The sequence below is a fragment of the Butyrivibrio sp. ob235 genome, from assembly GCF_900109475.1.
In the GTDB taxonomy this organism is placed as follows: Bacteria; Bacillota; Clostridia; order Lachnospirales; family Lachnospiraceae; genus Butyrivibrio.
On sequence record NZ_FOBE01000015.1, the window covers coordinates 33,813 to 46,353 of the forward strand.

Below are 12,541 nucleotides of genomic sequence, written 5' to 3' on the forward strand. Positions count from 1 at the left end.
AAGTAAACTATCGCTTACAGAGGTACACCGATTGCGAGTTTTTAGTGAAACAAAGATAGAAAAAAGCAGATTAACATCAACACAGATAATTGTGCTTGGCTTTTTGCTGGCAATAGTGGTTGGTTCATTTCTTCTGATGATTCCGGCAGCAACGGCAAGAGGCGAGCACACTGACTTTATCACCGCTCTGTTTACGGCAACCACTTCAATATGCGTTACCGGTCTTGTGGTGGTCGACACCTTTTCTCACTGGTCATTTCTTGGACAACTGATAATCCTGATATTAATTCAAATAGGCGGATTTGGCGTAATTACGTTGTACTCCGCGATAATGATGCTTATGAAAAAGAAGTTTTCCTTAAGCACCAGACTTCTGATACAGGACTATTACAATCTTGATTCTATTCACGGACTGATCAAATTCCTCATAAGAGTTATCAAGGACACCTTCGTAGTTGAGGGCATCGGAGCTGTTCTTTATTCATTTGTCTTTATTCCAAAGTTCGGTTTTTTCAAAGGAATATGGGTGTCTGTCTTTAACGCAGTTTCGGCTTTTTGCAATGCCGGAATGGATGTGATGGGGGCCAATTCTCTTATTGATTATCAGACCAATATCCCGGTGAACCTGATCACAATCACACTGATTGTTCTTGGCGGCGTCGGATATGTCGTATGGTTCGATTTTATTGAAAACCTGAAAAGATCGGTAAAGCACAGATACAATATCAGAATCTTCTGGAAAAGGCTTGGCGAACATTCCAAGCTTGTAATCAACCTGACGTTGTTTTTACTGATATCCGGAACCCTTCTGGTTATGCTTTTTGAGTGGGATAACCCTGATACAATAGGAAAAATGACAGTGGGAAACAAAATCCTTGCAAGCTTTTTCCAATCGGTGACCTTCAGAACAGCTGGTTTTGCAACTGTTCCCCAGGAGTCGCTGACACCTTCGACCTGTATCGTGGGATGCATGTACATGTTCATCGGAGGATCTCCGGTGGGCACAGCGGGAGGAATAAAGACGGTTACAATCTTTGTGGTTCTCCTCAATGTCTTTTCATTTATCAGGAACAGGACAGAGCCCGTTGTGTTCAGCAGAGCTGTCTCGGAAAAGCTGATCAACAAGGCAAGTGCCATCGTAATGTCAAACCTTATGCTGACAATGGCACTGATGATCGCACTTATGCAGGTATGTGATGCGCCGGCGCTTTCCGCAGCGTATGAGATATTCAGTGCAACAGGAACCGTAGGTCTTTCCAGGTCGCTCACGGCGAGTCTTAATGTGCCGGGAATGATAGTGGTAATGATCGGAATGTATGCAGGAAGAATAGGACCTATTTCCATGGCACTGTTTTTCAGCACTAAGCGTTCGGATAAAAATGATATCAGATTTTCAAACGGACACTTTATAGTAGGATAAAAGGAGAGTGGACTGATGAAGTATAATTCTTTTGTGGTATTTGGTCTTGGAAAATTCGGCCAGGCAGTGGCCGATAAGCTTATAGAGAGCGGTGCGGATGTTATGGTAGTAGATAACGACGAGGACATCATCGATTCCTATTCCGCCAAGGCGACAACAGCTATTGAGGCTGATCTTACGGATCCCGCTGCCATAAAGGCGCTTGGCATATCCAACATCGACTGCGCTGTGGTTGCCATGGGTATGAGTCTTGAAGCGAGCATAATGTGCACGATGATATCCAAGGAGTGCGGAGTTAAGTGGGTTGTTGCCAAATCAAGTAACGAGAGAATGGGATCTGTTTTATCCAAAATCGGAGCAGATGAGGTTATCTATCCCGAAGAGGAGAGCGGTATAAGAACGGCAAGAGGGCTTATTTCCAGCAACTTCCTTGAGTATTTTGAAGTAAGTGATGATATATGTCTGATAGAGATGCTGCCCAAGGAAAAGTGGGTGGGTAAGTCATTAAAAGAGCTTAACCTCAGAAAAAAATATGGTATAAACGTGGTTGCAATAAAAGACGGTGTTGTCAATGAGTATGTGGATCCTGATGTTCCGCTAAAGGCGAAGGAGGCACTGCTCATGCTGATTCATAAAAAGAACCTTTCAAAGCTTGATAAAGATATTGTCTTATGAGGAGAGTAAAGTGAAAACAGTTTTTATTACAGGAGCGACATCCGGAATAGGGCAGGAATTTGCCAGAGTGTATGCGAAAATAGGATATAGGCTAATCCTCACGGGAAGGCGCACGGATCGCCTTGAAGCCATGCGTACAAAAATCGGTGAAAACTGCAAAGTTATAACAACGGATCTATCTGATGAGAGTCAGTGTAAAAAACTCTTGGAGAGTATTTCCGAAGAACATATCGATGTTTTCATAAATAATGCGGGTTTCGGGACAGCGGGATCTTTTCTTGAAACTGATCTTGAAAAGGAAATATCAATGATAAAGGTCAACGATATTGCCATGCATATTCTTTTCAAGGGTGTGCTTCGCAAAATGAAAGCGCAGGGAACGGGGACAATCCTGAACGTAGCTTCATCGGCAGGCCTTCTTCCGGCAGGCCCTTACATGGCGACCTACTACGCATCCAAAGCGTATGTTGTTTCGCTTACCAAAGCTGTTGCGAGAGAGCTTAAAGAACAGGGAAGCGGCGTTTATGTTTGCTGCCTCTGCCCGGGACCGGTGGATACTGAGTTTAACAGTAAGTCGGATGTGATGTTTGCTCTTAAAGGTATATCCGCTAAACAATGCGTAAAAGAATGCCTTACGGGTATGAAGAAGAGGCAGACAGTAATAATTCCGACTCTTGGGATGAAGCTTGCTATTGCTTTTCAGCATTTCATTCCGGAGAGTCTATTGATAATGATCACAGGAAGACAGCAAAAAAAGAAAAGGCGGTGATTATTATGGCAGTTCAGGGACAGACAAAGGAGCGTACAAAGGATAAAGTTAAGGAGCCGCGTCAGTTCAACGTGGTCATGTACAACGACGATTTCACCACTATGGAATTCGTGGTGGAGATTCTAATCGATATATTTCATAAGGACGAGGTCACAGCTCAGTCCATTATGCTTGGTGTCCATAAAAAGGGACAGGCAGTTGTTGGAAAATATCCTTACGACATCGCATCAACCAAGGTGAACGCAGCCCTGATGCGGGCGAAACAGGAGGGCTTTCCGTTTCGCATGAGCGTGGAGGAGGCATAATATGAATCTATCTGCAGAAGCTATGCTTGCACTTCAAAATGCGGTGGAGTATGCAAGTAGTAACCAATATGAATATGTGACACCGGAGCTGGTGCTCCTTATGATGCTTGATGATGAGGCATTTCGCGAGGCTTATGAGGAGTGCGGCGGTGATATTCAGGCTCTTTCGAAGAACCTTATGAATTATGCGGCAAAATACATTGAGAAGGTAAAAGGAAAAGAACCTGTGCTCTCTCTTTCCACACAGCATATGATTAATTTTGCGGGACAGAGCGCCTATTCAAGCGGCTGCTCCGAGGTCCATATAAGGCATCTTATCCATGCAATCTGGAATCTTGATAACAGCTATGCAGTATATTACATGGAGCAGGATGGGCTTACGGAAGCTGAACTTCTTGAGGAACTTTCATATATTGAAGATGAGAACGTAGACTATGGCGGCAGTGCCTCTACAGGCGGTCCCGAGCGCGAGGAGGATACGGGCAATCTCAAAATATTTGCCCCCTGCCTTAATGATACTTTGGAGGATGTGAATCCCCTTATCGGTAGGAAGGAAGAACTTGAGAGAACCATCCAGATTCTGTGCCGCAAGGACAAGAACAACCCGCTTCACATCGGGGAACCCGGAGTCGGTAAGACAGCAATAACCTATGGACTTGTGGAGCTCCTTAGGAAAAACGAAGTGCCGGATGCAATAAAAGGTGCCAGAGTTTTTGCATTGGATCTCGGAGGTATGCTCGCCGGAACACAGTACAGAGGTGATTTTGAGAAGCGCTTCAAGAAGGTATTGTCAGAGATAGGAAAAGAAGAAAAGCCAATTATTTATATCGATGAGATACATAATCTTTCAGGTGCCGGCGCAGTTGGAGAAGGCTCTTTTGATGCATCGAACATGCTTAAGCCCTATCTTGCAGATGGACATATCAGATTCATCGGGGCGACAACCTTTGAAGAATACAAGAAGTATTTCGAGAAGAACAAGAGCCTGGTCCGCCGTTTTCAAAATGTGGAGATAAAGGAACCCTCAGAGGAGGAGAGCATCCGAATACTTGAGGGACTAAAGGATAAGTATGAGAACTATCACGGCGTAATATATGAGGATGAAGTTCTTCCTTATGCTGTGAAAATGAGTGCAAAATACATAAATGAAAGATATCTTCCGGACAAAGCGATTGACATTATCGATGAGGCAGGATCCTTCAGAAAGCTTCATCCGTTAAAGGCTAAGAAGCAGATTGTTGATAAGGAAGTAATTAACGAGATTCTCACCAAAATATGCAGGGTGCCTATTGAGACTGTTGAGACAGATGATGTTACAGGGCTTGCAACTCTTGAGAATAGACTTAAGGGCAAGATTTTCGGTCAGGATGAGGCTGTATCACAGGTTGTAAATGCCGTAAAATTCTCTAAGGCGGGTCTATCGGAGGAGAACAAACCGCTTGCAAGTCTTTTGTTTGTGGGACCTACCGGTGTCGGAAAAACAGAGATTGCAAAAAGGCTTGCGGATGAGCTTGGTGTAAAACTCATTCGTTTCGATATGAGTGAATACGGCGAGAAGCATGCGGTTGCAAAACTAATCGGATCACCGGCAGGCTATGTTGGCTACGAAGAGGGCGGAATACTCACAGAGGCCATAAGGAAGAGTCCTTCTGCCGTTCTTTTGCTCGATGAAATTGAAAAGGCTCATCCCGATATCTATAATGTCCTGCTTCAGGTCATGGACTATGCGACGCTGACCGATAACCAGGGACGAAAAGCCGACTTCAGGAATGTCGTCGTTATTATGACCTCAAATGCAGGGGCTAACAAGCTTGGCAAAAGCGGCATAGGCTTTGTCAGCGAGGGCCACGACAACAGCGTACTGATGGAGGAGGTTAAACGCGTCTTCCAGCCTGAGTTCAGAAACCGCCTGAGTAAAGTTGTTGTATTTAACAGCATGGATGAGGATATGGCAAGTCTCGTGGTAGACAAGAAATTATCCGAATTAAAGGATCAGCTTTCCGTGAAAAAGATAGTATTTTCTGCAGATAAAAAGGCCAAGGATCTGGTGATAAAGCGAGGAATCAGCCAGGAATTCGGAGCAAGGGAAGTTGACCGCGTAATACGAAACGATATCAAGCCACTTTTCGTAGATGAGATTCTTTTCGGCAAATTAAAGAACGGCGGCAAACTCACACTCACAGTAAAGAGTGGGGAGTTTTCGGTCCGCACATAAAGCCTTTGATTTCAAATAAAGCCTTCCCCCTACGGGGGAAGGTGGCACGAAGTGCCGGATGAGGGAAATTTTATGAATTACAACGTAAACATAAACGGAATAGACGTGCACGCAAGCTACAGTGAAGAATCCTTGCGCAAAATATTCATTCCTTTATTGTCAGAACTGACTATATTGCAAAAAGAAAAGGACAGGAGAATCCTTGTCCTTCTGGCAGCGCCTCCCGGAGCCGGTAAGAGCACATTATGCAGCTTTTTGCAGAGCCTGTCTGAGAAGTATGAGGAATATACCGATATTCAGGCAATCGGAATGGATGGTTTTCACAGATACCAGGATTATCTCCTTACACATAACACAATTCGTGACGGTAAGGAAATTCGCATGGTCGATATCAAAGGAGCACCGATAACCTTTGATTTGGACCTACTTACAGCGCGTATAAAGGATGTCGTCAGCAAGGAAAAAGTAGGCTGGCCCACTTATGACAGGCACCTTCACAATCCGACTGATAATGCGATTACAGTAGAGAAAAACATCGTACTTCTCGAGGGGAACTATCTTCTGCTTGATGAGGATGGCTGGCGCGAGATTAAGACTTATGCCGATTACACTATCTCTATCGCCGCAGATGAAAATATGCTGCGTGACAGACTTGTGGACAGAAAGGTTAAGAGCGGCAATACACTTGAAGCAGCAGAAAAATTTGTGGACTTTAGCGACATGGCTAATGTCCGTCTGTGCCTTTTAAAGACCATGAAGGCCGATCTGGAGCTTATAGTAGACGAAAATGGGGATTATCAGTGCAGCTGATTCCCCATTTTTTATGCTATTGCTATGCTATCAGCAAAACTGATAAGTTCCGATTCAATCTTTTGATAGTCAGATTCCTGCATATATCCAAAGCTGTCAGTAGTAACGGTTTTTGCAATACATCCGATTTTTGATTCGATCATCTCAATAATATAATCCATGGTAAATTCTCCTTTATAATTTAAATGTTCTATTATCTTCCGCAAGGGCAGGTGATGTATCTCTTAATGTGAATTCCGAATAAGTTAAGAATGTTAATAATCATTGTCATGGTGATTACCTCCTTCTATGTGAAACTCATTAGCTGTTTTCCTTTTGTTGAGTTAATCATATCAGTGTGAACATCACAGAATTATCACACTGAGGAAAACTTACATTTTCTTTTTGATGCCGGAAGTTTGCGATATAATATTCTTATGCTGAAACGATTCTCGCAATAAGAGAGGAGTCCGTATATGAATAAGCAGCCGGCGTCAAATTTTGAAAAAGAATTCTTTTGGAAAGAACTCCTTTTCAGGCACGAAAAAGGGTTTGCTTGTCAGGAACCCTAAATTAAAAACAGCAAAGAAATACATTCGTTATCATACAATGCCATCATGTGAGAAGGAGAGAACGGAATGGGTTCAGGACAAAAATATAAAAAAGTAAAAACCGCAATTATCGGTTGTGGGATGATTAGCGATATTTATATCCGCAATCTGAAGGAGATGTTTGACATCATCGATCTTGTGGCAATAGCAAATCGCTCGATGAATGGCGCAAAAGCCAAGGCTGAGAAATTCGGTATAGCCAGAGTTATGACTATAGATGAGGTTGCTGCATCTGACGACATTGAGCTTGTTGTGAATCTGACACCTGCTGATGTTCACTATGAGATAGTAAAGCAGATGCTTGAAGCAGGGAAGCATGTCTACACTGAGAAGATGTTTACCACAAGCCTCGAGGAAGCTGAGGAACTTATAAAAATATCAGAAGAAAAAAATCTGATGATAGCGGTAGCGCCTGATACGGTTTTAGGTGCCGGAATTCAGACCGCCAGAAACTATCTTGACTCCGGGATCATAGGAGAGATAACAAGCGGATTTGTCAGTGTCAACCGTGACCAATGCCTGATGTCTGAGCTTTTCAGATTTTTGCAGCAGGAAGGCGGTGCTATTCCTTATGATGCAGGAATATACTATGTTGGTGCGCTTATTGCACTCCTTGGAAGTGTGAAAAGAGTTACAGGCTTCGGAGCACCGGCCCTGATGCATGATAAGCAGCTCTTATATGTCAAAGGTAATCCGGATTCCTGGCAGATCCCCGGAACAAATGTACTTTGCGGAGCGCTGGAATTTGAGAACGGCGTGCTTGTATCACTTCATTTTAACGGAAATAATGTTGGCGGAGAGAAGACCAGATTCGAATTATTCGGAACGAGGGGCAACATGGAAATAGGTGATCCCAATAAGTTTGACGGTGAGGTTATCATATCACTCCCTGAAAACGAGCCGATAAAAATGCCCTTCACTCATGGCTTTGATGGTAAAAATATGGTTGGAGAGCCTATGCCTTTTGACGGCTACGGTCACCGCGGAGTGGGCGTTGCTGAGCTTGCTTATGCCATCAGACAGGGAAGAAAGAACAGACTTAGCAAGGAATATGGTTATCACTGTATGGAGGTTTTGCTTGGACTTGATGAATCCATCAGAACGGGCAAAATCTATGAACTGAAATCAAGAGCGGAGGTTACGCCATTAAAGCCGGGGTACTATTCCTCTATGTTTGGAGGGCAGGTGAGAGCTGATGCGGAACTGTCGCTTATATAAAAGGCAGCATATATCTGGAAAAATACTATGGAGCGGGCAGGGATAATCTGATGAACTACACTTACTTGGTCGAATGCGCTGATGGGTCTTTATACTGCGGCTGGACTAATGATCTGGAAAAGCGAATCGCCGATCATAATGCCGGAAAAGGCGCAAAATATACAAAACCCAGACTTCCGGTGAAGCTCGTGTATTATGAGACTTTTGACACAAAAGAAGAAGCCATGAGCAGAGAGTGGCATATTAAACATTTGCGCAGAAATGAGAAACTGAAGCTGATAAACTGCACCATGACCGATAAAAAATAGTTCTTTAGGGGAGAGGAGTCAGACGTGTACTGTACTAATTGTGGAAGTGAGATACAACCCGGACAAAAGTTTTGCGGCAACTGCGGAGCTGCTACGCAAAATTCGAACTTGTCGGTGCAAAACCCGAGTCTACATGTGCAAAATTCAAGTCCGTCAGTGCAAAATCCGAGCATAACGGAACAGAAGGACACATTCTATGTTCGAAAGCTCCCTATGGTTATGATAGTCGTCCTGACTTTAAGTCTGATTTTTACTTCCCTTGTCATGGGAGCCGGCAGCATGACGCTGGCAATGCTTCTATCATGTGCGCAGGGGATTATATTGATATTTTTTATATACAAACTGGACAGCATCGAACCTGAACCGATACCGCTTCTTATCAAGCTGTTTCTATTCGGAGCTATTCCGCTTCCGATTGTTGTAACTATAATTGAGTCGGGAATTCAATATGTTGTGGATATATTAACTCCTCAGGGATCTCTGATTAACAGCGTCCTGGTAGCATTTCTGGTTGCGGCTTTTTCGGAAGAAATTTGTAAATATGCTGTATTGAAGAAGCTGACCTGGAAACATCCTGCATTTAACTACCGCTTTGACGGAGTGGTTTATTCGACCACCGTAGCTATAGGCTTCGAGGTTGTTGAGAATCTTTTATATCTCTTTACTTCCGATGCCGGAACAGCGTATCTGAGGGCAGCTTTTCCCGGCCACTGTATCTTCGGAATTTACATGGGTTATTACTACGGACAGGCCAAGAGCCTCGAACTTAGCGGCGACGAAAGCGCAGCAAAGCAGATGAGGACAAAAGGCGTCCTTATTGCAATGCTTATTCATGGTATCTACGATACCGTAGCTATTTCATGCAGCGCATCAGAAGATGGATTGTTTATCTTGTCCGGTATGCTTGTGCTTGTTGTGATAATGTGCGTTTTAAACGTTAATGCCTATAAAAACATCAAGAAATATGCGCATGAAGACAGACCGGTGTGATGTAAAAATGAGTAATAATATGCAAAACTATAAAAAGGGTGCAATGGAAGGAATGAACCTTCCATTGCACCCTTTAATGTTGACTCGAATAAATTATTGTGATATCGTATCCAAGTCTTAATTCATTGGTGGGGTCGCCAAATTATTCAAAAAAACATCAAATATATAAACGTTCGGATATAGTGGCTTTTTGCCCTTTTTTCGAATAAAATATAAGGAGAAGAAATTTGATTAAAGATTTAGAAGAGTATGAACATTTAACAATTACAAATAACTTTATTTTCTGCAAAATTATGCAGTATTATCCTGATTTATGTAAGGAATTGGTTGAACTTATTTTAAACAGGAAAATTGGAAGCATAGTTAAGAATGACAGCGAGCATACTATAGAAACGAGCCCGGATGGCAAGGGTGTTCGCTTGGATGTGTATTTTGAAGATGATCTTTCTTGCATGTATGATATTGAAATGCAAGTGATCGATAATAAGGATTTGCCACGCAGATCAAGATTTTATCAAAGCATTATCGATAACAGAGATCTGGAAAAGGGGTATGATTACACACAGCTTAGAGATAGTTATGTGATATTTATATGTCCCTTTAACATCTTTGATGAGTATGGCTACCATATTTACACATTTCAGGCGCGTGCAAAGGAAAACACAAACATTATTTTGGAAGATGGGACATCAAAAGTATTTGTTTGTGCAAAAGGATGCAGTGATGATGTTTCAGAGAATATGAAATTATTTTTGGATTATCTTTCCGGTGAACTTAGCGACAATAACTTAGTTAGAAAACTGGATGATGCTGTCAAGTTTGCCAGGAAAAGCAAAGAATGGAGGGCAGAATATATGCTTACACAGCAAGACAAATTGATAATGCAGCACGAATATGAAGCTCTTCTATCTGAGAAGGACGAAGCCTTGGCAGAGAAGAACGAAGCTTTAGCAGAGAAAGACAAAGCCATAGCAGAGAAGAATGCTGAGATTGCCAGGCTTAAAGCACTCTTGGATAAAAAAGAGTAAACTTAGTATAGTCCAAAAACTATAAAAATCAGGGTGTAACGGAAGGAATGAACCCTTCGCTACACCCTGCATTATTATATAAATACTTAGAGAGAAAACAGTTTATTTACCTTTCAGGATGCAAGAAATCATAGGTCACTTTTCCGTTTTTGCAAGCTATAAGATGTTCTTCGGGATCGGTCTCATCGAGAAGAATTACATATACATGCCTATCATATTTTTTATAAGCAGCATACAATGTTTCACTTATATCTCTCATTGCTTCAACCATGTAATCCCAGGTGGGCTGGTACGTTTCGTCTATTGCAGCCAGTTTTACAAGGTCGTTCATTCCGGTATACCACATCTCAACAACTATACGGTCATCATAGGTTCTGAGATTGTAGCCGCTGCTTTCATCATCATCACAGCTTGATTTAAGCAATTCGTCGGTATAAGCAACAAGTTCATCTAGAGTCATAGCGTCCACTTCAGGACTGATTTCCACAGTGGTTTCTTCTGTTACTGTCCCTGCAGCTGGCTCAGATGCGGATGTTTTTACAGTACCTGTCATTTGATTAGCGGCTAAAACCCTGACTGACGGAGCCATTACTAGTGACATCATTATTGCCAAAGCCGTAAATGTAGCAAGCTTCTTATTGATCTTAACCATAAAAAATCCTCCTAACGCCTAGTCTTTTTCCACGTTACTTATAAATCAATTATATTTTGCAAAGTCTTTTTTTAGCCATAAAAATCCTATTAAATACGCCTGAAAAAGATTTTATATATCAGTAAAAACACCAATAACTGAAACTAAATTTTTTACTTTTGCTCTTTTTCCGAATAAAATAGGAGGAGAGGATTTTTTAGAAAACCAATAAAACACAAAAACTCAACTATGGATGTTGTATTTGGGAGCGATTAAGGAGTCGTTATGAGAGTAACCGGCGGACTTGTTTTTGATAATTATTTCAAATTTGTGGAAAAAGACATCTATACGGATGGAGAATTCTTTGCGGATAGAGTAGCTGCAGTGGCAGCATCAGATTCTATTGATGATAAGGTTGTTGATGCGTCCGGATGCTATGTTATTCCCGGGCTTGTGGATATACATGTCCATGGCTGTATGGGTAGTGACTTCTGTGATGGAAGTTTGCAGGCTATAGAAAAGTTCCTGACCTACGAGGCGTCCTGCGGAGTTACAGCCATCTGCCCGACAACCATGACTGTTTCAAAGGAGAAGCTCCTGAAGGTAGCTGATGCTACCCGGGAGTTCTTTTTGCAAGCTGATTCGAAAGACAATTCCGAAGAGTCTGTCACGAAAAAATCACTTCAAAATATGGCGCATTTTATCGGAATAAACATGGAAGGTCCCTTCATTTCTCCTGAAAAGAAAGGTTCTCAGGAACTGTCGGATATTATCGCTCCTGATGTGGATTTTGCCAGAGAAATGATAAAAAGAAGCGGCGGAAAAATAACACTGATTGATATCGCTCCCGAAACCGAGGGAGCCATGGATTTCATAAGAGAACTCGCTGGGGAGGTGACAATCTCCATAGCCCATACGGACTGTGACTATGACACTGCTATGGAGGCGATGAAGCTTGGAGCTCATCATGTAACTCATCTCTATAATGCCATGAGTCCATTTCTCCACAGGGCTCCGGGAGTTGTAGGAGCTGCAGCGGATGATCCAGCGTGTATGGTAGAACTCATAACAGATGGAGTTCATCATCATCACAGCGTGGATCGAAACACCTTCAGACTTATTGATAAGGACAGAATTGTTCTTATAAGCGACAGCATGCGTGCAACCGGACTTCCGGACGGAACCTATGAGCTTGGAGGACATGAGGTACATGTAAAGGGCAAGTGTGCACTACTTTCAGATGGCACAATCGCGGCCAGCGTAACTAATCTCTATGACTGCATGATCACTCTTGTTAAGGATATAGGTATTCCTCTGGAGACAGCAGTGCAGTGCGCTACCATCAATCCCGCAAAATCAGTTCATGCTGATGACAAGCTTGGCAGCATAACTCCCGGAAAATATGCGGATTTTCTTCTTGTTGATAAGAACACACTTGAGCTTAAGGCTGCTTTCTGTAAGGGAAAATGTGTTATCTGATGTATTTTAATATATGGATATAGGCACTAATTATGAGATAATTGCCAAGATGCAGCCTGCTTTTGCTATATATTGGTAGTATTCTACAGACAATAAACCAAGA

The 12,541-nt window shown here is 42.5% G+C and carries 13 protein-coding genes and 1 pseudogene; 12 read left to right on the forward strand and 2 right to left on the reverse strand.

The annotated features are described in order from the left end of the window. Window positions 1-31: 31 nt before the first annotated feature. From BMW61_RS11690 to BMW61_RS11715, 6 genes are all read left to right on the forward strand, one after another. Window positions 32-1,420: a TrkH family potassium uptake protein gene (locus BMW61_RS11690; protein WP_242876714.1), complete on the forward strand. Its 1,389-nt coding sequence runs from the start codon at window positions 32-34 to the stop codon at window positions 1,418-1,420. Window positions 1,421-1,435: 15 nt separating this feature from the next. Beyond that, on the forward strand, window positions 1,436-2,095 hold the full coding sequence (locus tag BMW61_RS11695; protein WP_026497881.1) for a potassium channel family protein: 660 nt from the start codon (window positions 1,436-1,438) through the stop codon (window positions 2,093-2,095). Between the two features lie 10 nt (window positions 2,096-2,105). Next, the gene (locus tag BMW61_RS11700) at window positions 2,106-2,864 is read left to right on the forward strand and encodes an SDR family NAD(P)-dependent oxidoreductase (RefSeq protein ID WP_026497880.1); all 759 of its coding nucleotides are present in this window, start codon (window positions 2,106-2,108) and stop codon (window positions 2,862-2,864) included. A gap of 5 nt (window positions 2,865-2,869) precedes the next feature. Continuing rightward, window positions 2,870-3,169: an ATP-dependent Clp protease adaptor ClpS gene (locus BMW61_RS11705; protein WP_091822083.1), complete on the forward strand. Its 300-nt coding sequence runs from the start codon at window positions 2,870-2,872 to the stop codon at window positions 3,167-3,169. A gap of 1 nt (window position 3,170) precedes the next feature. After that, entirely contained in the window at window positions 3,171-5,384 is a 2,214-nt protein-coding gene (locus BMW61_RS11710; protein ID WP_091822085.1) for an AAA family ATPase, read from the forward strand. Window positions 5,385-5,456: 72 nt separating this feature from the next. Next, on the forward strand, window positions 5,457-6,194 hold the full coding sequence (locus BMW61_RS11715) for a nucleoside/nucleotide kinase family protein (protein ID WP_091822088.1): 738 nt from the start codon (window positions 5,457-5,459) through the stop codon (window positions 6,192-6,194). Window positions 6,195-6,205: 11 nt separating this feature from the next. Here the strand turns inward: BMW61_RS11715 and BMW61_RS21910 are convergent, their stop codons facing one another. Then, complete coding sequence (locus BMW61_RS21910; protein WP_022760674.1) at window positions 6,206-6,355, reverse strand: hypothetical protein; 150 nt, start codon at window positions 6,353-6,355, stop codon at window positions 6,206-6,208. Between the two features lie 456 nt (window positions 6,356-6,811). On the opposite strand from BMW61_RS21910, the gene BMW61_RS11720 reads away from it, so the two are divergent. From BMW61_RS11720 to BMW61_RS11735, 5 genes and pseudogenes are all read left to right on the forward strand, one after another. After that, window positions 6,812-8,002, forward strand: coding sequence for a Gfo/Idh/MocA family protein (locus BMW61_RS11720; RefSeq protein WP_091822090.1), 1,191 nt, complete (start codon window positions 6,812-6,814; stop codon window positions 8,000-8,002). Between the two features lie 50 nt (window positions 8,003-8,052). Beyond that, window positions 8,053-8,310 (forward strand): GIY-YIG nuclease family protein, encoded by a 258-nt coding sequence (locus BMW61_RS11725; protein WP_022760671.1) that lies wholly within the window; start codon window positions 8,053-8,055, stop codon window positions 8,308-8,310. Between the two features lie 24 nt (window positions 8,311-8,334). Beyond that, a pseudogene (locus BMW61_RS23060) lies at window positions 8,335-8,397 on the forward strand (zinc-ribbon domain-containing protein); the annotation flags it as partial. A gap of 126 nt (window positions 8,398-8,523) precedes the next feature. Further along, window positions 8,524-9,300 (forward strand): PrsW family intramembrane metalloprotease, encoded by a 777-nt coding sequence (locus BMW61_RS11730; RefSeq protein WP_242876716.1) that lies wholly within the window; start codon window positions 8,524-8,526, stop codon window positions 9,298-9,300. Between the two features lie 227 nt (window positions 9,301-9,527). Then, window positions 9,528-10,328: an Rpn family recombination-promoting nuclease/putative transposase gene (locus tag BMW61_RS11735; protein WP_022760669.1), complete on the forward strand. Its 801-nt coding sequence runs from the start codon at window positions 9,528-9,530 to the stop codon at window positions 10,326-10,328. Between the two features lie 106 nt (window positions 10,329-10,434). Here BMW61_RS11735 and BMW61_RS11740 read toward each other — a convergent pair whose 3' ends face one another. Next, the gene (locus BMW61_RS11740) at window positions 10,435-10,980 is read right to left on the reverse strand and encodes a hypothetical protein (RefSeq protein WP_022760668.1); all 546 of its coding nucleotides are present in this window, start codon (window positions 10,978-10,980) and stop codon (window positions 10,435-10,437) included. 264 nt (window positions 10,981-11,244) lie between these two features. On the opposite strand from BMW61_RS11740, the gene nagA reads away from it, so the two are divergent. Continuing rightward, a complete protein-coding gene (gene nagA / locus BMW61_RS11745) occupies window positions 11,245-12,438 on the forward strand; it encodes an N-acetylglucosamine-6-phosphate deacetylase (protein ID WP_091822095.1) in 1,194 nt (397 codons plus the stop codon). The last annotated feature ends 103 nt before the right edge of the window (window positions 12,439-12,541 follow it).